The 24,354-nt window shown below is 61.0% G+C and carries 19 protein-coding genes; 3 read left to right on the top strand and 16 right to left on the bottom strand.

From position 1 onward, the window contains the following. Window positions 1–230 precede the first annotated feature (230 nt). Both DSM100238_RS07170 and DSM100238_RS07165 read right to left on the bottom strand, forming a co-directional pair. Window positions 231–893 carry a hypothetical protein gene (locus DSM100238_RS07170; protein WP_152356023.1) on the bottom strand — a complete coding sequence of 221 codons (663 nt, stop codon included), beginning with the start codon at window positions 891–893 and terminating at the stop codon, window positions 231–233. Window positions 894–926: 33 nt separating this feature from the next. Beyond that, complete coding sequence (locus tag DSM100238_RS07165) at window positions 927–2,057, bottom strand: HhH-GPD family protein (RefSeq protein ID WP_152355993.1); 1,131 nt, start codon at window positions 2,055–2,057, stop codon at window positions 927–929. A 79-nt stretch (window positions 2,058–2,136) separates the two neighbouring features. On the opposite strand from DSM100238_RS07165, the gene DSM100238_RS07160 reads away from it, so the two are divergent. After that, window positions 2,137–2,811, top strand: a complete 675-nt coding sequence (locus tag DSM100238_RS07160; protein ID WP_152355992.1) for a tRNA (cytidine(34)-2'-O)-methyltransferase — start codon at window positions 2,137–2,139, stop codon at window positions 2,809–2,811. Between the two features lie 802 nt (window positions 2,812–3,613). Here DSM100238_RS07160 and DSM100238_RS07155 read toward each other — a convergent pair. From DSM100238_RS07155 to DSM100238_RS07130, 6 genes are all read right to left on the bottom strand, one after another. Further along, window positions 3,614–4,978 (bottom strand): PFL family protein, encoded by a 1,365-nt coding sequence (locus DSM100238_RS07155; protein WP_152355991.1) that lies wholly within the window; start codon window positions 4,976–4,978, stop codon window positions 3,614–3,616. Between the two features lie 67 nt (window positions 4,979–5,045). Then, window positions 5,046–5,318 carry an ACT domain-containing protein gene (locus tag DSM100238_RS07150; protein WP_015449974.1) on the bottom strand — a complete coding sequence of 91 codons (273 nt, stop codon included), beginning with the start codon at window positions 5,316–5,318 and terminating at the stop codon, window positions 5,046–5,048. A 359-nt stretch (window positions 5,319–5,677) separates the two neighbouring features. After that, window positions 5,678–6,901, bottom strand: a complete 1,224-nt coding sequence (gene galK / locus DSM100238_RS07145; RefSeq protein WP_376831201.1) for a galactokinase — start codon at window positions 6,899–6,901, stop codon at window positions 5,678–5,680. A gap of 201 nt (window positions 6,902–7,102) precedes the next feature. Continuing rightward, complete coding sequence (gene galT, locus DSM100238_RS07140) at window positions 7,103–8,368, bottom strand: galactose-1-phosphate uridylyltransferase (RefSeq protein ID WP_152355989.1); 1,266 nt, start codon at window positions 8,366–8,368, stop codon at window positions 7,103–7,105. A gap of 236 nt (window positions 8,369–8,604) precedes the next feature. After that, window positions 8,605–9,513: a DeoR/GlpR family DNA-binding transcription regulator gene (locus DSM100238_RS07135; protein ID WP_240812395.1), complete on the bottom strand. Its 909-nt coding sequence runs from the start codon at window positions 9,511–9,513 to the stop codon at window positions 8,605–8,607. A 146-nt stretch (window positions 9,514–9,659) separates the two neighbouring features. Next, window positions 9,660–10,451, bottom strand: a complete 792-nt coding sequence (locus DSM100238_RS07130; protein ID WP_152355988.1) for a polyprenol monophosphomannose synthase — start codon at window positions 10,449–10,451, stop codon at window positions 9,660–9,662. 96 nt (window positions 10,452–10,547) lie between these two features. Here DSM100238_RS07130 and DSM100238_RS07125 point away from each other — a divergent pair, with 96 nt between their 5' ends. Then, on the top strand, window positions 10,548–11,693 hold the full coding sequence (locus tag DSM100238_RS07125) for a quinone-dependent dihydroorotate dehydrogenase (RefSeq protein ID WP_152355987.1): 1,146 nt from the start codon (window positions 10,548–10,550) through the stop codon (window positions 11,691–11,693). A gap of 531 nt (window positions 11,694–12,224) precedes the next feature. On the opposite strand, the gene DSM100238_RS09360 is transcribed toward DSM100238_RS07125, so the two are convergent. From DSM100238_RS09360 to DSM100238_RS07085, 8 genes are all read right to left on the bottom strand, one after another. After that, on the bottom strand, window positions 12,225–13,292 hold the full coding sequence (locus DSM100238_RS09360) for a polyadenylate binding domain-containing protein (protein WP_167511101.1): 1,068 nt from the start codon (window positions 13,290–13,292) through the stop codon (window positions 12,225–12,227). Between the two features lie 169 nt (window positions 13,293–13,461). Beyond that, complete coding sequence (gene eccCa, locus DSM100238_RS07115; RefSeq protein WP_152355985.1) at window positions 13,462–17,379, bottom strand: type VII secretion protein EccCa; 3,918 nt, start codon at window positions 17,377–17,379, stop codon at window positions 13,462–13,464. Then, a complete protein-coding gene (locus DSM100238_RS07110) occupies window positions 17,376–18,530 on the bottom strand; it encodes an FHA domain-containing protein (protein WP_240812394.1) in 1,155 nt (384 codons plus the stop codon). Before DSM100238_RS07110 ends, eccCa begins: the two co-directional genes overlap by 4 nt. Then, the gene (locus DSM100238_RS07105; protein WP_240812393.1) at window positions 18,530–19,723 is read right to left on the bottom strand and encodes a hypothetical protein; all 1,194 of its coding nucleotides are present in this window, start codon (window positions 19,721–19,723) and stop codon (window positions 18,530–18,532) included. The genes DSM100238_RS07110 and DSM100238_RS07105 overlap by 1 nt, the downstream gene beginning before the upstream one ends. Continuing rightward, on the bottom strand, window positions 19,710–20,126 hold the full coding sequence (locus DSM100238_RS07100) for a hypothetical protein (RefSeq protein WP_152355984.1): 417 nt from the start codon (window positions 20,124–20,126) through the stop codon (window positions 19,710–19,712). Before DSM100238_RS07100 ends, DSM100238_RS07105 begins: the two co-directional genes overlap by 14 nt. 61 nt (window positions 20,127–20,187) lie before the next feature. Then, entirely contained in the window at window positions 20,188–20,967 is a 780-nt protein-coding gene (locus DSM100238_RS07095) for a PPE domain-containing protein (RefSeq protein WP_152355983.1), read from the bottom strand. Between the two features lie 42 nt (window positions 20,968–21,009). Beyond that, window positions 21,010–22,170, bottom strand: coding sequence for an FG-GAP repeat domain-containing protein (locus DSM100238_RS07090; RefSeq protein WP_152355982.1), 1,161 nt, complete (start codon window positions 22,168–22,170; stop codon window positions 21,010–21,012). A 148-nt stretch (window positions 22,171–22,318) separates the two neighbouring features. Continuing rightward, on the bottom strand, window positions 22,319–23,848 hold the full coding sequence (locus DSM100238_RS07085) for a hypothetical protein (RefSeq protein ID WP_152355981.1): 1,530 nt from the start codon (window positions 23,846–23,848) through the stop codon (window positions 22,319–22,321). A gap of 272 nt (window positions 23,849–24,120) precedes the next feature. Between DSM100238_RS07085 and DSM100238_RS09465 the strand changes: the two genes are divergently transcribed. Further along, a partial coding sequence (locus DSM100238_RS09465) for a hypothetical protein (protein ID WP_205730709.1) occupies window positions 24,121–24,354 on the top strand: 234 nt, incomplete at its 3' end.

Genomic DNA, 24,354 nt, shown 5'->3' with positions numbered 1-24,354 from the left:
CGTTCCTTATCGCTCGCTTTGTCGTTTGTTCCCCGGAAACGCGGGCGGACGGCCACTATATGCTGTTCGCGGGCGCTTCTTCACTGTCAGCATGCCCGCAATATGACACACTTTACGCAAAGTCAATAGTTTAGCCGATGATTGCGCGCGCCGCAAATGCGACACGCTTGGTACCGCTGGCAAACGATTCGGCCGGAGCCACAAGCAGCGATCGCATATGCCCCGACCGCCTATCCGACGGTGATCGTCACCTTGTTGCTCACAATCTTCGGATGATCCTTCATCGACAGTTGCGCGGTGTAGGTCCCCGCCTCCACTTTCGGCAGCGTCGAGTCGTCGGCGCACGAGCTCCCGGTACGATTCGTATTCCACGTTATCGTCTGCGTGTCGGTATCCCCCGCCGCCAGCAGCATCTTGCGTGAATCCACATCGCATACATCGGAGCGCCAGACGGTATCGCCGCCCGATGTGATGGTCAGCACGCGCGAATCATCCGCGCCATCGATCAGGCAGCTGCTCTTGCCTTTCAGTACATACTTGATGGTGGCTGTGAATTTCATCGATCCGCCGACGGCAACTGATTGGGATTCCGATTGCAGCGACAAATCGATATCCGCAGCCGTGCAATCCTTGACGCTGCTCTGCTGCTGCGGTGTCGGAACCGCCGAACGCGACAACGCCATCTGGTCGTCATGGCGGATCGCCGCGTCAATCGCCATCATTCCCCGGCCAAGGCTGTACACGCAGAACGCGATCAACGCAAGAACGACAATCAACGCAATCAACGCGACAATGCGACGCCTGCGGTAGATCTGCCGCTGCCGTTTGGACAATTTGCGGCGCGGGCGGCGATTGCGCGGACTGCTGGAAGTGCGCTGACTGCTCGATGACATATGACCCAGTGTAGTCATGCCGGTGCAGTCGTGTCACACGTTCGTTGCATCGGGTTGTGAGGTTGGGGCGTGCGCATCGATGTCCGCACCGGTGTGTGTGCCGGCATCGGCAGCAGCGTTGACATCAGCGTGAGTACCGGATGCGTCGGCGTTCGCGCCGGCAACGGCCTGCCGAGCGCGCCCTGAGGGCAGCCGGATCCCTTCATCACCGATGATTTCAATCAGCCCGTCCTCGTCAAGCGAGGCGACACATGCGTCAAGCTGCGCTTGGTCGGGCCACAATGCCGCCACCTGCGCACGCGGCAATATCGGAACATCGGCCGGCAACGCGCGCAACGCGGCCAACACCATGCCACGCACCTGCCGGTTCGTGCCGGCGAAACGCTGACGGGGACGAGTACGTCGCTCCCCCAATCCGGGACGGCCAGCTGCAAGAAACGCGCAGTCCGACGCGACCGGGCACGTCTGGCAAGCCGGGGATTTCGCCGTGCACACCAGTGCGCCGAGCTCCATCACCGCCTCGTTCCATGTGACGCTGGCGGCCTGATCTTCGGGGAGCACGCGCGACGCCAAATCCCGATCCTTCGCCGTCGTGGACCCGCCCAACGATTCCTCGCCGACGAACAGGCGCGACAGGACACGCCGGATATTCGTATCGATGACGGCAATCCGCTCTCCGAACGCGAAACTCATGACCGCGCTCGCCGTGTAATCGCCGATGCCGGGCAGCGCGACTAGCTCGTCGTAACTGCGAGGCAGCCGGTTGCTGTATCGCGTGGCGACTTCGCGGGCGCATTCCTGCAAACGCAAAGCGCGACGCGGGTAGCCGAGGCGGCCCCATGCGGTGATGACCTCCGCCGTGGATGCCGCGGCAAGTGCTTCCGGGTCCGGCCAGTGGCGCATCCACGCGGTCCAGTAGGGTACGACCCTGTTCATTTGGGTCTGCTGGCTCATCACTTCGCTGACGAGGACGCCCCACGGGGTGGTGCGGCCGAATCGCCACGGCAGGTCACGGGCGTTCGTATGCCACCACAGGGCGAGGTCGTGCTGGATTCGGGTGGCGTTGCCGGCGGCCGGCGCATTGGGGCTCGAAGCGTGTTCGTTGGTGTCATGGTCGGAAGCAGCGTCTGGTACGTGCTGGAGCTCGGGTCGGCTGGTATTCATCGTGTGCCGTATTGTAGCATCCGGCTGTGGTTTGCACATATGCCTGCAGCTGTCGGTTGAACGGGTTAGGTTGGAGCGTATGACACATGAAGCCATTCCGCAGCAGTCTCAGGATTCCGGTTCGTCGGCGAATCCGGAGGCGAAGGTCGAGGCGATGTTCGAGTACGGGTATCGCAAGTCGAATTATGGGCCGGACGAGCTCGTCACCGACGCGCATGGCAATCCGATCAATGTGACGGATGCGATGATGAGCGCGGAGGATGCGGCGAAAGCCGAGACGAGTACGCCGCACCTGTGCTATTACTCGCCGCGTATTCCGGGCAATACCGGGTCGGCGATCCGCCTGTGCGCGGTGACGGGGACGATTCTGCATTTGGTTGAGCCGTTGGGGTTCAATCTGCATGATACGAAGTTGCGTCGCGCCGGCTTGGATTACCATGATATGGCGCATGTCGTGTTGCACCCGGATTTTGACAATCTGGTTGAATCGATGCCTGATTCCAGGATTATCGCGTTCACTGCGCATGCGACGAAGCTGTACACGGAGGTTGAATACCGTCCGACCGATATTCTGCTGTTCGGCCCTGAACCGGGTAATATTCCCGATCCGACGGATATTATGTTCGGCCCGCATGTCGCCGAGCAGGTGCGGCTGCCGATGCGTCCGAGCCTGCGCAGCCTGAATCTGACCAACTGCGCGTCCATCGCCATCTACGAAGCCTGGCGCCAACTCAATTTCAAGGGCGGCGCGTAAATCAAACACCCCAGTGGGGTGTTTGATAGCGCCGCTGAGGCCCGATCCTATCGAGGGCCGAAGCAGAAAAAACGGCGCGAAGCGCACAACAAACAAAAACAAGCCCGGCGCGTAAGCGAAACAGCCCGGTGGGCTGTTCCGTAGCGCCGCTGAGGGCCGATATTATCGAGGCCCGAAGCAGAAAAACAGCCGGCGAAGCCGACAAAAAACTGGGGGTTGATTAGTCAGAAACCGGTGTATGAAAGTTCTCGCGTGCCGCCCGCGATGGCCGCCAACCACATCGTCGACGCAACATGTTCCGCAGGCGCGCAACGAAAACCGTCGCTTCCTAACCTTCTGCCGACGCTGAGTGGTGTCTCAGCGTCGGCAGAAGGTTAGGAAGGGTCAAGAGACACCGCGCCCAAACCATCTCCACCAACTAGCTACACCAAGCAGAGCCTACGCGTAGCCAGATTGTGCACTCCCACCAACTGGGTTCGCTAACGAACCGCTCAGCGTAACCAGATTGTGGATTGTCACCAACCGAGTTCGCCAACGAACCACCCAACGCAACCAGATCGTGCACTCTCACAAACCAGTTACGCCAACGAACCACCCAACGCAACCAGTTTGTGGATTGTCACCAACCGGGTTCACCAACGAACCGCCCAGCGCAACCGGTTACCAACTACCGACAACCAGCTATCAACCGACCGGAATAGCGGACGGGCCGCGCACCGGAATGAAACCGGTGGCGCGGCCCGTTGCGGACACACCAGATATCGCCGGGCGAAATGATCGCCGGGGTGGAATCCGTTCCAGCTCAGTTCTTGAAGCTGTGAATCGGGGCGGGAATTCTGCCGCCGCGCGATACGAAAGCTTCGCAGCTCGCCGTATTGACCGGCATAATCGGCGCGTAGCCCATCAGGCCGCCGAATTCAGCCGATTCGCCGACGCCCTTGCCAATCACCGGAATCACACGCACAGCTGTCGTCTTCTGGTTGACCATACCAATGGCCGCCTCATCGGCGATCAGGCCGGAGATGGTCGACGGCGTGGTGTCACCCGGAATCGCAATCATATCGAGACCGACCGAGCACACGCAGGTCATCGCTTCAAGCTTCTCGATGCGCAGGCAACCGGATGCCGCGGCGTCAATCATGTTCTTGTCTTCGGAAACCGGGATGAACGCGCCGGACAGGCCGCCAACATACGAGGACGCCATGATGCCGCCCTTCTTGACCTGGTCGTTGAGCATCGCGAGCGCCGCCGTCGTGCCTGGAGCTCCGACCTGTTCGAGACCGCACTTCTCCAGTACTTCGCCGACGGAATCGCCGGCCGCGGCGGTCGGGGCGAGCGACAAATCGATAATGCCGAACGGGATGCCGAGCCGGCGCGACGCTTCCTGTGCGACCAGCTGGCCGACACGCGTGATCTTGAACGCGGTGCGCTTGATGGTCTCGCACAGGAATTCAAAGTCCTTGCCTTTGGCTTCGTCAAGCGCGCGGGACACTACACCGGGGCCGGAAACACCGACATTGATCACCGCGTCGCCTTCGGTCACGCCATGGAAGCCGCCTGCCATGAAGGGGTTGTCATCCGGCGCGTTGCAGAACACCACAAGTTTGGTGCAGCCGTCACTGTCGGTGTCGCGGGTGGCGTAGGCGACATCCTTGACGATGTGGCCGAGCAGGTAGACCGCGTTCATATCAATGCCGGTTTTGGTGGATCCGACATTCACCGACGAGCAGACGATGTCGGTTTCGCTCAATGCCTGCGGCAGGGAGCGGATCAGCATTTCCTCGGCGGGGGTCATAGATTTGGAGACGAGTGCGGAGTAACCGCCGATCAGGTCAACGCCGACGGTTTTCGCGGCTTTGTCCAGCGCGTGGGCGATGCGCACAAAGTCTTCGGAGCTTTTGCACGCGCTCGCGCCGACCAGTGAGATCGGGGTAACGGTGATGCGCTTGTTGACGATCGGAATGCCGTAATCGCGTTCGATGGCTTCGCCTGTGGAGACCAGGTCCTTGGCGTACGTGGTGATTTTACGGTAGATGTTGTCACACACCTCGTCCACGGTGTCGGCCGCGCAGTCAAGCAGGCTGATGCCCATGGTGATGGTGCGCACGTCGAGCTTCTCTTGCTCGATCATCTTGTTGGTCTCGTGGACCTCCATGATATTCAGCATGGTCGTGTCTGTCCTTTTCGATTCGTTCGGTTGCGTTGTTGCGCGGCGTACCGCGTGGTTGCTGGACTCAGACGCGATGCATCTTGGTGAAGATCTCTTCGCGCTGGCAGCGGATGCGCACGCCGATTTCTTCACCGAGCTTGTCGAGATCGTTGACCATGGTGCCGAATTCGTTGTCGGCGTTGCTGTAATCGACGATCATCATCATATTGAAGAACCCGTCGATGATGGTCTGCGAAATGTCGAGGACGTTGACATGGTGACCGGAAAGGTACGTGCAGACGCGGGCGATGATGCCGACGGTGTCCTGGCCTACGACGGTGATGATTGCCTTGTTCATGGATCTCCCTTGGAAAATCGGTGCGATGGTATCCAGATGGATTCAAGTATAGGGAATACACACGTCATCGCGCCTGCAATGTCCGTTTCGGGGCGATTCGTATGCGACGGCAGGCTCCGGCGTTTGCCGCCGACGGTTCCGCCACGCGTCACGGGCTCGATGACGGTGGCGGGTGCCCTGATACGCAACAGCGGCCTGGGACCGGAACGTCACCACATACAAGACAGTCGCCGATACCGGATGATTCCGGCTTTCATATGGCGCATGCGATGTCTTTTTGGCGTTCCCGCCGTTGGCCGCTGTTGCGTCCAGGGGTGTTCAGGGGATGTTCTGGGCTGATGTGATTGTCTGCAGCGCGATCAGTCGACGCGATGCGCCGAGGCGGACGCGACTGCGGCGAGCGCCCTCGGCTCATGGAATCCGCGGGCTGCGAACGCGTCGGCGATCTTCTGCGCGACTTCACGGCTGCGGCCTTTGTCCACCAGCGCGATGATCGAACCGCCGAACCCGCCGCCGGTCATCCGGGCGCCGTATGCGCCGTTGGCGCGCGCGGTGTCCACGGCGGCATCGAGTTCCGGCACGGTGACTTCGTAGTCGTCGCGCAGCGAGTCATGGGATGCGTTGAACAGTTCACCGGCACGCTTGATATCCCCGGCTGCGAACGCATCGACGAACTGGCCGACCCGGCCGATTTCGGTGATGACGTGGCGGACGCGACGGCGAGCGACTTCGTCATCAAGCTTGCCGAGCACATCCGCAAGCGCGGCTTCCGGGTCGTCGGACGTATTGACCTGGTCGGCGACCACCCGCAGATTGTCCACTCCAAGCTGCACTGCCGCCTGTTCGCATGTGGCACGGCGCTGGGCGTATTGCCCGTCGTTGAGCTGATGTGGCGCCTGCGTGTCCACGACCAGCAGTTCGAGCCCGTACTTGTCGAGGTCGAACACCTGTTGGGATACGTTTTCGAGCGCGCTCAACCCCGGTCGGCAGTCCAACAGCAACGCGTGCCCGGGCGTGCACCGCATGGACGCGTTCTGGTCGAGTCCGCCGGTGGAGGCGCCGGCCATATCGTTTTCCGCGGCGATGGCAGCGTTAATGAGCGTGATGCGCCCGGCATCGCTGGAGCCGAATCCGAGCCCGTAGACGTCATCCAAGGCGAGGGCGGTCGAGCAGGTCATCGCGGCGGAGGAGCTCAATCCGGAGCCAAGCGGCACGCATGATGCGAACGCCGCGTCGAACCCTTTGACCTTCCCGAATCCGGCTTCGCGCAATGCCCATGCGACACCGACCGGGTAGGCCGCCCATCCCTCGACGCCGCCGGCGGCAAGACCGTCCAAGTCGGCTTGCGCGACCTTATCCGGGCTGACGTCGGAGACCACGCGAACGTGCGTGTCTTCACGCGGTTTCAAGGCGATGTACGTGCGGTGCGGCAGCGCGATCGGCAGGCACAGTCCGGCGTTGTAGTCGGTGTGTTCGCCGATGAGGTTGACGCGACCGGGCGCCGCCCATACGCCTGCCGGGGTCTCGCCGTACGCCTGCTCGAACAGGGCTCGGGCTGCAGCCGCGCCTGCGGCATCGTCCATCGCGTCAATGAACGGGATTTCGCCGGCGGCATTCTGCGTTGCATGCTGCTGGTCCCTTGTTGTCATGATTGTTCCTTTCCGAAATGTCCTGATGATTTGCGCCGCTGATATTCCTGCCGCGATTGCGCAGCCAGACAGCCGCACAGCCCTACAGCCGGTATTCCACGGCCACGATCGTGCGGCCGAACAGCCGGGCGTCGTTCAGTCGTCGATATCGATGGGTCCGAGCTCATGGAACCGCTTGGCGATGAGTTCCGGCGTCGTGTCGGACACCCATGCGGCCATACCTGATTCGGAACCCGCCAGATACTTGATCTTGTTCGCCGCCCTGCGGAAGGAGAAGAACTGGAGGTTGAGCCGGTAGTTCGCGCGGCGGGCGTCATGAATCGGCGCCTGATGCCACGCGGCGATGTACGGCAGATCCATGCCCTTGCCGTCGCCCTTGTCGAAGAAGGCGTTGCCACGCTTGAGCAACGTGGAGTACATCTGTGCCAAATCCCAACGCTCCTGGTCGTCAAGCTCGTCGATGGTGAGCACGTCGCGCACTGGGGCGACATGCACTTCCAACGGCCAGCGCGCCGCCGCCGGCACGTAGGCTACCCAGCTGTGGTTGCGCATGACAATCCGCTCCCCCGCCTCGATTTCGGCGTTCATGAGGTCGCGAAGCAGGTTGCCGCCGGTGCGCTCATGGTACGCCTCGGTGTGCTGCAATTCGGTTTCCAGCTTGGGTGCGATAAACGGATAGCAGTAGACCTGGCCGTGCGGATGGGCAAGGGAGACGCCGATTTCCTGGCCGTGATTTTCGAACGGGAAGATTTGCTCGATGCCGTCGATATGTGAGATTTCCGCGGTGCGGAACGCCCACGCTTCGACGACCGTGCGCAGCCGGCGCACCGGCAGATCAGCCGGCAGACCGTGTTCGTTGGGGTCGAAGCAGATGACCTCGCACCTGCCGCCCGCCATTTTCTGCTGCCACAACGGGTTGCCGTCGACATTGGTCACCGTGTCCGGAACGCCGGGCACGCGCACCATGGAGGGGAAGCGGTTCTCGAACACGACGACGTTGTAATCCGTGTCGGGCACCTCGCCGTCCTGGTACGGATCGCCCGGTTTGCGCGCTGCCAACGGGTTGCCTTTCGCGGTTGCCCCCGGACCGGCGGTGATCGGCCGGTTCATGCGCGCGGTGGCCATGGGGATCCAGTCTCCGGTCAGCGGGTCGCGACGCATCTGCGGCGCCGCGTACGGCACTTCATTGCCGTCCACGTCAAGATGCGAGGCAAAACGGTAGGCGAGGTGGCGCGGGTCGTGCAGCTCGCGGGTTTTGGCGCCGCTGACGAATTCGGGATCGTCATCGAGATAGAAGAAGTCGCGCCCGTCGGCGAGGGTGGTCGGCGTGATGCGAATATTGGCGCTCGCGTATGCGCCTGGCTGGTAGTACCGCCATGTGGATGATGTTTGGCTGGTCATGTCGTCTCCTTCTTGGACGTGTTGACGGTGGTTGGTTATGGTTTCTGTTGTTGTCGGACGAAGACCGTCGGCTTGGTAGCGCTGCTGTGCGTTCCTGCCGTGACGGTGGGCTGCGCCGCCCACTGTTGGGTTGACTGGTTGAGTCGTGTGACTGTTCGTCGTTGACGGCTTTCGACGCCCGGCGGATCGCGCATTCTTGCATTCACCCGCAACCATGGCGATCCGCCGGAAGACCGTTATTCTTGGTCCGCAGGATCGGGGTATCCCGGGCTTCCCGCAGCCGCATGCGCTCCGACGTGTTCGGCGACCACCCCGTTCTCGGCGGGCCGGGCGCGCCGAGGCGAACGGACCGATTCGTCTGGCTCCCCCTGCTTGGCAAGGACGAGTTCCTTGACCAGATCCCGTGTTTTGGCGACGGAATCGGGGTCAAGCCCGTCATCGGTGATGACGGTATCGACTTGGTCGAAGCTGGCGAACAGGGACAGCGAGGTGCTGCTCCATTTCGTGTGGTCGGTGAGGATGATCGTGCGATCGGCGATATCCATCATCGCCATGTCGGTGGCGGCTTCCAATGAGTTGGGCATGAGGAAGCCACGCGGAATGGACACCGAATGCGTGCCGAGGAACACGGTGTTCACGCGCAGGGATTGCACGACTTTGTCCGCGATGGGCCCGACCAGGGAGTTGGAGCGGGTGATGACGCCTCCGGTGACGATCACTTCGACATCTTTGGATTCGAGCGCCTGGACGAGTTCGGCGACCGGAATCGAGTTGGTGAGGATGGTGATGCCGCTGGACTGCTGGGATTCGAGCAGGTGCTGGGCGAACACGTATGCGGTGGTGCCGCCGCCGATGGCGATGACGTCGCCTGGGGAGACGTAGTTGACTGCCTCTTGCGCGATGGCGTCCTTGAGGCCGATGTCCATCTGTGATTTGACGGAGAACAGGGGTTCGCTGAGCAGTGTGCTGGTGGTCACTGCGCCACCGTGGACGCGCTTGAGCAGGCCTTTGTCGGCGAGTTCGGCGATGTCGCGGCGCACGGTCATGGCTGACACGCCGAGCTCTTTGGACAGCGCGGTGATGCGCACGGCTCCGCGGGTGCGCAGTCTGCTGAGGATCAGATGCTGACGTTGTGACGAAATCATATGAACATTATCGCACACAATTGAGCAAACAGGTGACACTTATGAGCGGTAAACGCTCGACCTCACCAGCAAAACTCACAAAAACGCTAAGATTTCCGCACATTCACAAAGCGAGACGAACAAAAACGAACGCATCCTTGTTCGCATCATCGGCGTGTCGCGCGCCCGCCCATGCGACCGCCGTGAGCCGAACGGATCCGCGCAATCCCCCACAACGTGACGTTGCGCATCGCCTCAACAACAATCGCCGAATCCATCTTGGAAACGCCACGACGACGCTCAGGAAAGACAATCGGCACCTCGAGAATCCTGCCGCCAACCGCAGCGGCACGCCTGGTCATATCAATCTGGAAGACATACCCATTCGCCTGCACGGAACGCAAATCCATGCGCCGAAGCAAATCCGCCCGATACGCGCGGAAACCGGCGGTCATATCACGCACATCCAGCCCCAGCATCCTGCGCGCATACCATGATCCGCCTCTGGAAATCACATCGCGATACCAAGGCCACCCCTCCGTACGGCCGCCCGGCACCCGCCTCGAGCCGATCACCAGATCCACACCACGGTCGCAACGCATCACCTTGAGCATACGAGCCAAATCCTGCGGGCGGTGCGAACCATCCATATCCATCTCGCATATCACGGTATACCCGCGCTCCAGCGCCCACGCGAAGCCGGCAAGATACGCGGGACCGAGCCCGCCCTTGCCCGCACGGTGCAGCACATGAATCCGCCCATTGTCCTGCGCCATCCGATCGGCAAGCTCACCCGTGCCGTCCGGCGAAGCATCATCGACCACCAGCACGTCAACACCCGGGTTGTACGCGAATACGCCGTCAAGCGTCGTGCGAAGGTTCTCCCGCTCGTTATACGTAGGCATCACCACGCATACGCTATCCCCCGCGGCGTTGGTTCCGTTCGCAGAAGCTGTCATGACTCCCCTTTCAAGCCGCCAGACCAATATGGGCTTTCAGCTCACTGTACCCGCGTTTGTTGCGAACACGCTGACAACAGTGCCACAATATGTGGTATGACTTACGTTTCCGAACAGCCGTTGCACGACGCCGTCAACAAGGCGACCACCGACCTCTTCACCTTTGGCTACAAACACATCATCAAGCCGTTCTTCGTGTTCAACCACACGCCCGACGTAGCGCACGACCAGATGATCGAATTCTGCCGGGTCACCCGCACCATACCGCCGCTGATGTGGCTGCTGCGCGAAATGCTCGACTATACCGACCCGATTCTTGAAACCGATGTCATGGGCGTGCACTTCGACAATCCGTTCGGCCTGTCCGCCGGCCTCGACAAGAACTGTGATATGCCGGTGCTGCTCGACAACGCCGGCTTCGGATTCGAAACGGTAGGTTCCACAACCGCCCGGCCGTGCGCGGGCAATCCGCGGCCATGGTTCCACCGGCTGCCGGAATACGATTCGATGATGGTCCATGTCGGGCTCGCCAACGACGGCAGCGACAAGGTAATCCCACGAGCCGAACGCGCATGGGACAAGGCGAAGAGCATGCAGCTGTCCGTGTCCATCGCCCGGACGAACGACGAACTATGCGGCGACATCGACGAAGGCATTGAAGACTACTGCATCTCGATGCGCCGGGCGGCCGGACACACCGCGATGATCGAAGTCAATATCTCATGCCCGAACACGCATGTGGGCGAACCGTTCGGCGAACCGGAGAATCTTGACCGCCTGTTCACTGCGCTGGATGCGATCGAGCGCCCGCAGCCGGTGCTCGTCAAAATGCCGTTGAACAAGACGTGGCCTGAATTCCGCGAACTGCTTGACGTGTTGGCGGACCACAACGTGCAGGGCGTGAGCATCGCGAACCTGCAGAAGGACCGCAGCGGCATGGAGATCCCGGCGATGTGGAAAGGCGGCTTGAGCGGCGGGCCGACCTACCGTGCGAGCAATGCGATGATCCGCCAAGCCTACCGCGAGTACGGCGACCGGTTCGCCATCGCGGGCATCGGCGGCGTGTTCACCCCCAAGCAGGCATATGAGAAAATCCGTGCAGGCTCAAGCCTGGTCATGTTCATCTCCTCGCTGATGTATCGCGGCCCGCAGCAAATCACCGTGCTCAAGCGCGGTCTGGCCGAGCTGTTGCGCCAGGATGGATTCGCGCATGTCAGCGAGGCGGTCGGCGTCGACGCCTGATTGTGGCGGAGTTTGCGTGGCGGAGCTTGCGTGGCGGATGCGTCTGCCGTACTGCGTATGTCGTGGCATACCCCGGGTTGTGTCTGTCACGACATACGCAACCCGCCAGATAGCGCCCGACCCGACACTGGAGCGCAACAATCCGGTGTGTTGCGTATGCCACGACATACACAACACACCCGATAACACACAAACCGACCCCCGCACGCAGCAATCTGTCGGGTCACGCATGCCCAGACACACATAACCCCGCGCACCGAATTGTGAAACGGCTCATCGCACCGATGCGAGCGCTCATCCGACTTCATTGCGCAAACTGGTTACGCCAACTCCCGCATCAGTGAAACCAGTTTGTAGATAACTCGAAGCCATCGCCGCATGGACACGGGGCAGGCACAAAGCAGATACAGAGCATCGCAGACACAGACACAGACACAGACACAGACACAGACACAGACACAGACACAGACACAGACACAAACACAAGCGCAAACACAGGCGCGAACAGACACACGCTCCCGCGCCAACGCCTTAACCAGCGATTTTGGGCGCAGGGTCAGGCACCAGAATCCGCGTGCGCGGGTAATACGTCAAGGTGACCCGCTGCCCGTATTCAAGATCCGCCGGCATCAAATCCTCATATCCGCTGGGCAGCGAGATTCGGAACGTCTTGCCGGAATCGGTCTGGAACTCGTAATAGGAGGCTGTCGTCCTGGATCGGCGGATGCCATGTGACCTGTACGATTTGCGGAACGTCCCGTCGCCCACGAAGGTGACCGTGTCGGTCACCGGACCGGTGGAATAATCCGAGGCTGCGAACGATGTCATGACCATGCCCGCGATCATGGCGATCACGATCAACACCACCGTCGTCCATCCGGACATGCTGACTTTCCAGCCGTATCCCGTGTCTTTCGCCAAACGCAGGCGCGGCACCGCTTTGACGAATACGTAGATGATTCCACATGCGGCGACGATGAGCATCACCACTCCGAATATCAGTTTGCAGCGCAATCCGCTGGCACCGACTCCTCCGGGGAACGAGGACAGCAACGCCGCGAGCAGCATCGCGACGAAGAACACGATACTGATGATTCGATTGGGAAACAGGTCGAAGCGCCTGTCTTGCGATTGCGCCGACGTCACACCGCCTGCCACTACACCGGGATTGCCGTACTGTCCGTACTGCCCGCTTTGCTGCGTGTATTGCCGCGACCAAGGCGAATGCTGCACAGATGGCGTTTGCTGAATCCCCCGCGATTGCTGCGGCCAAGGAGATCGCTGTGCGGTCTGAGCGTACGGCGGCAACGCTTGCTGGGCAGGATCCGAACTGGCGCCAGACCCCGGATAGGCACCAGACCCCGGACGAGCAGCGGGTGCGGCGGGGACAGCGGACGCACCCGGCTGCGGTTGGCCAACCTGTTGCGGCATCTGAGGTTGCTGCCCGTATGACCCCTGCGCATACGGCCTGTATGGTTGTTGCGCATACGGCGGCTGACCGGACGGGCTTGCCTGACCCGGCATCTGCCCTCCGGATGGCCGTTGACTACTCCAACCTGCTTGCGGCATCATATTGGGATTGCCCATACTTTCCTCCATGCCTCCTGATAGCTACCATATGGCTGTCCGATAGTCTGCATCGTCCATCCTTGAATGTCAGATTATCATTCCCGACATCAACATCCGTACAGCGCCATCCGCCAGTCCACGTCCCGCATCCACGGCTCGCATCATGCGCGGCAGCGCTTCATTCCCGTTCCACGTCGCTTCACTCCTTCACCGGGGCGTCGGCCAACTGCATCATGATCAAACCTTCATCGCGGGTGACCATCTGGGCACGTCCCGGAATCGACTTCACCGGTTTGATCTTGCCGATCAGCTGCCCTTCATCCGGATCTCCGGATAGCAGGATACCCGGCATACCGAGGTCCCGGAAAGCCTGCAACACCGGATCGTACATGGCACGGCTGGCACCGCCCGTCCGTCTGGTCACCACCACGTGCAGCCCCACGTCCCCGGCTTGCGCGAGCAGGGGGACCAGTGCGCGTACCGGATTCCCCGAACTTGTAGCCACCAGATCATAATCGTCGACAAGCACATAGACTTCCGAACCGGTCCACCACGAACGGTCACGCAACTGTTCCGCCGTCACATCAGGCCCGGGGATGCGCGAAGAAAGATATTCCGCCAGATCGGCAAGACTTTCCTCGGTCATTTCAGCATTGGTGAGATATGCACCCATATGCGAATCTGGTATCTGCGCGAGATTGGCTCTGCGATAATCCACCATGAAGATTTTCGCTTTGCCGTCAGGGTATCCTCGCACGATCTCATTGATGACAACCCGCAAGAACGTGGACTTGCCAGAACCAGAATCCCCGAACAGATAGCAGTGCGGATCCCTGTTCAAGTCCAATACCACCGGCGACAAGGCGCTCTCGTTGATGCCAATGACCATACGCCCACGGCCGCGGGTAAGCTCTCCGGCCGTATCCTGCCGTGTCACAGCGTCGATGAACGGCTGGTACGGCATCTTCGTCGGCAGCAAACGCAGCTTCGGTCCCGGCTTGCCCTTCCACGCGTCATGCACTCTTGCGATCAGGTCAGACACGCCGTCCGACACCGTCTGCGCATCATGCTTGCCATCGATGCGAGGCAACGCGACCAGCATATGCAAGCGTTCCGGGCTCAAACCACGCCCAGGCGCATCAGCCGGCACTGTCGCCGCAATCTTGCGGTCGATCTGGGAATCCCCAGGATCGCCGAGGCGCAATTCGATTTTCGTCCCGATCAAATCGCTGATATTCGGCCGGATTTCCATCCAACGGTTCGCGCTGAGCAACACGTGGACGCCGAATGTCAAACCGCGCGCGACAATCTGCCGCACTGTCGATTCCATCTCCTCATGCTCGCCGCGGAACACACCCCAGCCATCGATGATCAGGAACACATCACCGTACCCGTCATCGACCTCGCCTGCGGCGCGACGACGACGATACGTGTCCATGCCATCGATACGCTGCTGTTTGAAGAACGCCTCACGCGCATCGATAATGCCTGACACTTCAGCAAGCGTGCGCCGTATCTTCTCTTCCTCGTTGCCGGACGCCACGCCGCTGATATGCTCCAGTTGCTCCATAGGCGTGAACGTACCGCCACCGCAATCAATGACGTAGAACTGGACTTCCAACGGCGAATGCGTCAACGCCAATGAAGCGACCACCGACCTGAGCATCATGCTCTTGCCGCTCAGCGGCCCACCGACGATCGCGGCGTGGCCGCCTGCACCGGACAAATCCAGCGCCATGACCTCACGCTTCTGTTCACGCGGACGATCCTCAAGCGCACACGGTGCAATCAACGTGCCACGCTTCCGCCAGCTCGGGGAAATCAAGCCATATTCCTTGGTGACAGTCAAATCCGGCATGAGTTCATCCAAAGAGTTCGGTGTGACCAGCGGAGGCAACCACACGACGTGGGCGGGCGTGCCATGGCCGCGCATCTGTTCCACAGCATACTGGAACGTGGTGGTTTCCCCGGACAATCCTTGCGGAACACCGGAGACGTACGACGCGCGGAATCGTGTAATCGTACCGTCCGGGGATTTGAGATAGCCGATGCCGGGCAGGCTGGGCAGCTCATACGCATCGGGGATGCCCAGCACCGCACGGGATTCAGCCGCCGAGAACGTTTTCAGACCGATGCGGTACGACAGATGCTCGTCCAGGCCGCGCAGCTTGCCTTGTTCCAGCCGCTGCGATGCAATCAGCAGGTGGATGCCAAGGGAACGGCCGACCGCGCCGATACGGACAAAAGACTGCACGATATCAGGCTTGGCTTTCAGCAGTTCCGAAAACTCGTCAACCAGTACGACCAGCGACGGCAACGGCTGCAGATCCTTCCTGCCGCCATGGACCCGAGCTTCCTCGTATTCGGTGATGTTCGCCAAATTACCGGCGTCACGCAGCAGCTCCTGACGTCGGTTGATTTCACCTTCCAGCGCATCCTCCATACGGTTGACCAGCGAAGCTTCCCTACCGAGGTTCGTGATGATCGAGGAAATATGCGGCATGCCTTCCATTCCTGCGAATGTGGCGCCGCCCTTGAAATCGACGAGCACGAAGTTGAGCTGGTCTGGGGAGTGGCTCAACGCCAAGGACAGCACCAGCGTGCGCAGCACTTCCGACTTGCCGGAACCGGTCGCGCCGACGAGCACGCCGTGCGGCCCCATGCCATGCTGCCCCATCTCCTTGATATCGAGGTATGCGGTGCTTTGGTCATCAAACAGGCCGATTGGCACGCGCAGACGTTCTCTGCCGGTCCGGTACGCCCACAAGGTTTGCAGGTTGAGATGACGGATATCTTCGATTCCGAGCAGGGCGGGCAATTCGGAAGATTTCTTGCGCGATTTCGCGGCTTGCGATTCGTTTTCCGTCTGGCCTTCGATCTGGATCGCGCCAAGACGGCGCGCAATGGCGACGGCTTCTTGCACGCTTAATCCATCAGGCTCAATCTGCACTGGTTTCATGGTGGTGGAGAACACTTCGACAATGTCGACGTTGTGATGCTCGAGGACATTCAGCCCTTCTTCGACCACTTCCTGGGAGAACAGCACGCGAAGTACGTGGTCCTCTTCCAGTTCGTCCCATTGACTCGGCATATCGATGATAGTGACTCCGCTGAGACCTCCCGAGGAGAACAACCTGGTTTCGTTCGCGAGTACAGCCGAGTTGAGACCATCATTGACGACAAGCACGAACGGCATCGCCTGATCGGTGCCGGTGTATCGGCTCCGGTTGGTGACATCCTCGCCGATCAGCTCATCCACGATATGCACGTTGGTGGTCACCATGTATCGGCTGAGATCGGAATCCTTCCCGCTGTGTGATGTGTTGTGCGGCAGCATTCGCACCCAATCCCAGCAGGCTTTCCGTTCGTCGGTCGTGAGCACCAGCACCCGCAGATATTCCGGCGCATGCCACAGGCAGGATTGGCAGATGATGGCTCTGGCGAGCGCCTGGGTATGGTTCGGGTCGCCGAGCAATTCCACCCGCTTATACTGGCGGATGTTGACGCTGTACGGCATGTGGCGCAAAGACTGGTGGGCGAGCATGAAGCGATGCGCCGCAGATGCCGACACCGGGTCGAGCTGCGCGAGAGGAGGCAGTTCCGGTGATTCGAGGGTGAGATTGAGCGCAACGTCGTGGACGCCGAACCGTATGGTCATGAAATCCGCATCTGCCGGGGTGCGTTCCCAACGTCGTTTCGGTTCTTCGGCAAGCACCGTCAGGGATTGTGGGTCTGGCGCGTTCCACAACGCGGCGTTGCGTTGTTTGCGTTCTGCCGCGCGCACGGTTTTTCTGAGATTCGCCAGGTAGGTGAGGTATTCTCTGCGTGATGCGGTCAGGTTCGCGTTTCGTTGCGATCGTTGTCTGAACCCGTTGACTACGACGAATCCCAGTGATGAGACCATGAACATGCCTCCGGTGAGGATTCCGGTCAATCCGGAGTTCGTCATCAGCATCATGACCACGGCGCTCACTGATCCTAGAAGCGGCACCAGCAGTGTGAGCAGTGTGTTCACACCGTCACTGGGCTCGAGCTCCGGCGGAGACTGGAGCACGATCCTTCCTTTGGGTGCTTTCGGCCCTTCAAGTCGGCTGTTCTGCGGCTCTTGCGTACTCACGCGCGTGCCCTCCTGTGTTCAGAGATGATCAAGACGCATATCATGTCGCCTAAAGCGATGCGGTTGTTGTTATGGACTTCCACCCGCTGTTTGACAGGCACCGGTGTCTCTTGGCCTTCCTGGTTGATGACCCGCGTGCCGTTCGTACTTCCCAGATCGGATATCCACGCCCCATCTTCGGTGATTTCGAGACGCGCGTGGCTCCTTGATACGGTTCCAGTATGGTCAGGCACTGCCAACACGGTGTCTTGAAGCTTATGCGGGGTGGGTTTGCGTCCCAGCACCAGCGTCGAGGGTATGGTGAGCGCTGTTTTCGACCCGTTATCGAACATCAGGACGGCACGAGGGGCTGGCGTTGGCGGTGGCACTGCAACCGGCGGTGTTGCCTTGCGACGTGGTTCAGGCGGCGGTGTTTGACGTAGACGGACGCGTGCCGCGCTTGTCGCCTGTTGTGACGCTGGGATTGGCCGGATTGCATGGGTGCGTGGTGTTGCCGCGGCAGGTTTGGGGGCGGGGACGGCAGTGGGCATGGGGATGGGCATGGGGACTGCGGATACCGGGTGCGGCTCCGGTTGCATGCCGGGGACTGGCACAGCCGGCAGCGGGCTTATCGTATCCGGTTTCGGCTTGTTTTGCCTGCCGACGCCGGTGGTGTGCGTCTGGCGGTTCTGTAGTGCCGGTGGTGTGGATGTGGATGCCGTATGACGGCGAATGTCGATGCAAGCGAGTTTGGCAAGGCTGTTCGCCCATCCTTGTCGCAGGCTGTCATGGCTGAATAGCGGGGAGATGATAACGACCAGATATCCGATGATCGCGGCAAGGAACGAGGCGATCAGCACACAGTATTTGATGACAATCCGGCTCATCCCTGCCGGCAGTATTCCTGATGCGGCGCTGTTTTGCACGCCGTCGGCACGCACTGTTCTCAGCCCCAGCAGCATATTGCCAGGTGTCACGCCCCGGGTGCCTTCCCCGATTGCCAGCACGGCGACTGCTTCCAAAGCGATCATGAAAGTCACCACGGCGTTGTGGCATAGGAGTTCGGCGGCGCCGGCGCACAAGGCGACAAACCCCAAATCAATCAACGAGGCGCTGCATTGCAGTGCCGGGGCTGCCGGGTTGAGTGCGGTGGCGGATGATGGACCAGTCATCAGCATCCCCTTATGAATTCCAAGGCACCGATGGCGAAGAACGTTGCTATCGGCGTGATCATGATGGATATGAAACACAGTACGTCGCCAATGCGTGACAAAGCGAGCGAATGGACTCCTCCATGCTGGGCGATCATGCACATGATGAGTATCAGCCCCGCCACGCCGACGGTCAGCATGCAAACCGTGGACAGCAGCACAGGGCTGATGTCCGGCAATGCCGATGACATGCGCGTGCAGCATACCAGCAGCGTTATGATGGCGCCGAATCGCATCGCATACCGTTCAAAGGGGCGGCCTGACTGGCGTGGTTTCAATGTGAGGAACGTGAAGAGTGCGGCGCTCAAGGCGAGGAATCCGATACGGTCGACGATCTGCCCGTACTGACAGCAGCATGCGACCGTCGTGTACGCAGCCAGCATGAGGATCAGGCACAGGACGACACCTGCGCAATAGCGTGTTTGGAAGGTTTGCATGTCATCATGCACGTCATTGTCGGTAAGTACGCGGGCCTGCTGTGGTATGCCTCCGCGTACCGTCCAACGGCGGGTCATGTAGGTACGCCATTGCACCAGATACCGGTCTGGCACGTGGACCACAAGATTGGGCAGCATCTGCATACAGCAGGCCGCCAGACCTAGGATGATGCCTGCGAGCAGCCGTAGTGGGAGCGCCGTCATCAGGGTCGAGGTACATATCAGCATGACCGTCACCGATGCCGCGAGTATCGCAGTGTTCGCCCCGCCGATTGCGGGATTGTCCGTCAACATCATCATGAATGCCATGTCCACCGCCACACAGCAGGATGCGAGCAGTGCGCCCAGCGTCGCCTGCTGTGTGCTGTGGATGGTGAGCGACCATGCGACACCACCGCATGCCGCCAGTGCGGCTGAGCAAGCCAAGGAAACCATGGCGAGTCGCCTGCGGTGTCTGCGGATATTGTCCACGCACTGCCAATCGCACAATATGGTGGCTGCGGCGAGCGTGAGCGGCAGCATCATCAGAAGATCGTGCGACTGTTCCCTCATGGATTCGGATGTCATGGACAGCATCACCACAGTGACTGCGGTGCAACTGAACGCCACCGCCCCGATGAGGGATATGCAGTCAAGGTCATGCTGCGTCACCGGGCGAATCAGACGCTCTTCGGATGGGGTAAGCGTCTGATCCGCTGCTGGTTCATTCCGTGGCATTGAACCGCGCTTCCTGGTCATGCAAGCGTTCCAGCTGTTCGTCCAAGACGATGCGAGCCTGGGCTGCTTCATTGTCTGGGTCGTCCGTATCTTCTACATAGTCACGCATTTGTCCTGCGAATTTGCTGATGTAGCTGCGTACTTCCCGGGCTTCAGGCGATTTGTCAATGCCGCAGAGAATATCCTGCTCGCAGGTTTTGCCCATATCGATGCGTTGCTGGAGCACTTGCCATGCGCGTCCGTCTTCGCCGTTGCGCCGACGCTGCTCGTTTTCTTTTTTCTGTTTGGCGATGTTCTCGTCGAGCTGCCGTTTGCGTTCCGCTAACTGGGTTTGCATGAGTTTGCGCCGGGCGGACAGCTGATCGAGACGCTGCATGAACGCTTCAAATTCCGCTTCTTCCATCCTTTTTCCTTTCGTTGTCTCGTGTGGTGCTGATGTGACGCTATGTGCTGTCTGGAGTGTTTCAGCTGGCGAATTGATCCAGTACTTCCTGCGATTGTGCGGTCAGCTTCATCATGGAGTTGGCGACGCTTGCGAAGTCAATGCAGGCGGCGACCAGCGCAGAAATATATTCCCCTATTTCCACAGCAATCTTGATGATTTCAGCGGTGTAGCCGGCCGCTTCGGGAATGCTGGCGATCTGCCCCACGACCGGAACGCTGTTTGTAGCAAGCAGCGCCTCGAGCATTTCGACAACAAGATCGATGGCGTCCATGACCATGTCGAATGCGTTGTCGACTTCGTCAGCGAGGGCTTCCAACGTCTGAGCCGTCCTGATGCACGGCTGTGCGCCTTGGCCGATGACTTGCGCAATGCTGTCATTGCGTTGGACGAACATGCTTGCGGCTTTGCCGCTCCACGTGTCTTCGACGACTTTGGAAGAGACTTCTTCGACGCTGTTGTGCAGCTCGGTCAGTGATGTGGACAATGCACGCCACTGGTTTGCCGTGGCGCGTAGTTCATCCCAGTCCCCGAAGAACGGTTTTTTGATCCACTCGTCTACGGGACTGAAGTCAAGGATTGCTTTGCATAATGCATCGACAACGCTGATGATGAGGCGGGCTTGTGAATACCCGTTGAGGACTTTCGCGTTCGCACCTTGTTTTGCGACGTGTTTTGCCTCCTTGATTTTTGTGTTCGATGTCGCCAACTCTGCGGCGAGATCGCCGGCGGCCTCGAAAAGATCATGGCAGTCGACTACTCGTTTCGTCCATGAGCTCGTCTTCTCCGATGAATCAGACATGTCGTAGCGTCTCCTTGCTATCGGTTTCGGTTGTTGATTTCACTATTTGATTTCGCTGCGCTGCGGCAGTTCGATGATATCGCGCTCTTGGTAGAGCGCCTTGAGTTCTTCAGCGGTCCTGCCCATGGGATCTTTGTCGGCGATGGATTGCCATACGGATTCTTCTGCCTGTTCGCGCATCTTCTGGTAGGTTTGCGCGGTGTCTTCCACGCGTACCGAAACGTCGTAATCGCCGTCATGGTCGAAATCGACTGCGGCATACTCGGTATCGCCTTGCTCGTAAATGCTGATTTTGGCGTTCTGTCCCTGCTGGCCGGTGAGCATGATGTCGTCGACACCGTCATGGTTGGCATCGACGGTCAGGTAGCTGTCCTGTGTGGCTTGGGCGTTGGGGGGAAGCGGTACGGATGTGGTCTTCTGGTGGGACACGGTGATGGAACCGTCCTGCCCGACCACGGCGTGTGTCCCGCCGTTCTTGAGGTTCAGGGAGTAGTCGTCTTTGCCATCGCCGTCAACATCAAGGTCGATGCTGCCTGACGCGCCCGCGGTGCTGTGATTGGCGGCCGCAAAGCTTGTATCTGTGCGGTTTGGCAACGATCCATCGGTCTGCAAGGCTTGCCGGCCGGTATTCCGTGGTTGCGTGGTGGCTGCAGCACCGTTGGCGGCGGTTGCATCTGCTGCCGTGCTGGCAGCAGTGGATGCATCGGCGGTTGTGGATGTCTCTTGCAGATGTAGGGGCAACGGTACTTGAGGAATCGAGACGGTTTGTTGTTGTTCTGCTGTTACAGCTGTAGAGGATGATGACGAGCCGATGCCGGAATAGCCGCCGGCGAAGACGCCTGTGTAACCGGTTCCGCCGGCGAAGCCGCTCCCACCAGTGACACCTCCCGTGAAACCACCGGCATAGCCACCAGCATTCCCTCCAGCCGCGGGGCTCGTGTTGACATTCACTTGCACATTGACGCCGGATGATGCGGACTTCTGTTCTTCAATCTCTTTGAGGATTCGCTTGAGTATCTCAAGTATTTTCGTCTCGGTGTCACCACCGTCGTCGGAGGTTTTTTTCAATGCTGCGCTGATGCGTTCCGTCATCTGTCCGATATTGCCGAGATACCCTTGCGTTGCTGATTTGCATCCCAGATACGCGGGGTACAGGTTCGCCAAGAAGAGGCCGAGACCTGGGTTGTTTGATCCTGTTTTCATAAACTCCGATTTGGCTTTGTTGAACTCGGAGGCAGCTTTTTTGTACGCTTCCGCGGTCTTGTCCAAGCCATCGGGATCACAGCATATGCATGGTGTCATGAGTGGTTGTTCTTTCTGGTGTTACTTGGGGTTGGTTACTGGTGTGGTGTTATTTGTCGAGGTTTTTGATGTGGCCGGCCATGGCGGCGAGGGGTTTGGGGGTGAATTCCTCGTCTTCTTCGATGGTGGGCGCGATGTAGCCCATGGTGTTGCGCCGCTTGGTTTTCTTGCCCTGGGAGCCGGCGTTCGCGGCGCCCATCATGCCGGGCGTGGCGTTGCGGCCTGACGCGCCCGCCTCCGCGGCGGCGGCGCGCGCGAGCTCGCCCTTGCGCAGGCCGGCCGCCATGCCGGTCGCCCCTTTGATGGACGAGGACACCACGCTCGCCTTGACCGGCGTGTTCGCGTAATACGAGCCGACGCCCGCGGCGCCGGATGCGGACAGGGATTCCACGCCCGCGCCCGGGACGGCGGACATGCCCGCCCCCACGCCCATGCCGCCCGCCGCGGCGCCCATGCGGCGTGTGGCGAACATACCGGCCGCGCCCACACCCATGCCCATGCCGGCGCCCGCCGTGAAGACCGTGCGCCCGCCGGCATTCCACGCGCCGTCCATGCCGCCGTCCACGGCCATGTCCCCGGCATGCCGGCCGTCGGCGTATCGGATGCCGTCAGCGTCATGGGAATCGGCGGTGTCATACGCGTCACGGTTGTAGCGGGTGTCATGGGTGTCACGGGCGTCTGTCCCGCCGTCCTGCTGGCCGTGCCCGACGGTCTGCCGCCGGCCACCGGTGTTGGCGGTGGTATCAGTGCCGGCGGTTGCGCCGTGGGTGGTGCCGCTTTTACCGGTACTGCCGGCGCCGGTGTTGGCGGAGGCGCCGTCGCCGGAGGTTCCGCCGGTGGCGGACACGCCGGGGCGCGGGGGCAGGGGCACGCCGCCCAAGGAGGACGCGCGCCCGGCCGCACCCGTCACGCCCGGGGGAAGCGGGACCGCCGGCGCGTCCGCCCACGTGCCGCGCAACCCCGAAGACCCCGAACCGCCGGCGCCAGGATTCTCCTGCGGCCAGATCCCGTTGATATCAGGCGCAGAAGGAAGACTGGGATCATATTTGCTTCGATCCACTGCCTTGGTGATCCGGTCGTATTCCTGTCGGGCGACCTCCTTGCGGTGGCCGGCGAGCATCCGGGAGACCAGGTTCGCGCCCGCCACACCCGCCACGCCGACCACCGTGCCCAGACCGGGGACGACCAGGTCCAGCGGCTCGGTCGCGTCCATGATCCTGTCCACGGACTCCTTGTCCAGCCGGTCACCCGGCAGCCACACGTTGCGCGCCTCGCAAATCGCCTGGTTGTGCGAGTCGATCTGCCTGCGGAGCTTGTCGAACTTCGCGTCGAGGTCCGCGCCACGCAGGTACCCGACGATCGCGTCCGAGCACTCCACGGCCTTCTCACGCGCCGAGCATTCGAACACGCCCGGCTCCAACAGCACGGCCCGCGACCGGTTCATCACCGCCACCTGGTCGTCCACCGCCTCCTTGAACCGCGTGAACTCCTCCGGGAACTCCCACGGCTCCGTCCGCGCGATCTGCGAAAGCAGCATCTCCGGATCGTCGTCATCCGATGTTGTGTTCTTGAACGCCATGATCATCCTTTCCTGTCTTGGTGTCCGTCATCGTGCTTGGCCGCCGTCACCGGCGCGGCAGCGGGGGCCGGCCCGCAGGGCGCGCCGGGCCGGACGCCCCGGGCGCCGGCGGCCGTGGCGGCGCGGGAACCCCCTGCGCGGGCGGGCGTGGCCCATACGCCTGCACAGGCGCAGGCCCCGGCTGCCGGGACGCGGGAACAGGCGGGCCCGCAGGCGGCCGCACGCCCGGCACCGGGCCCGCAGGCACCGCGCCCGCAGGCACGGCACGCGCCTTGCGCCGGCGACGCGAGACCACCACCGCGAACACCACACCGCCAGCCACGGCCAGCACCACACCGCCAGCCGCGGGAACCACCCAGCCCGGCACGCCAGACCACCGGGAGGAGGACTTCGACGACGAGCCCGCCGGGACCCACCCGGCATCCTCGTCCGCCTTGTCCGCCGTCGCGGTGGCGGAGTATTGCATGCAATCCTTGCCTCCGTCCTTGCGGCACTCCTCCACCTTC

Origin of the sequence: Bifidobacterium apri (assembly GCF_009299485.1) — a bacterium.
GTDB classification, from domain to species: domain Bacteria; phylum Actinomycetota; class Actinomycetes; order Actinomycetales; family Bifidobacteriaceae; genus Bifidobacterium; species Bifidobacterium apri.
Note: the sequence above shows the minus strand (reverse complement) of the source record. Positions and strands in the feature narration are given on the sequence as shown.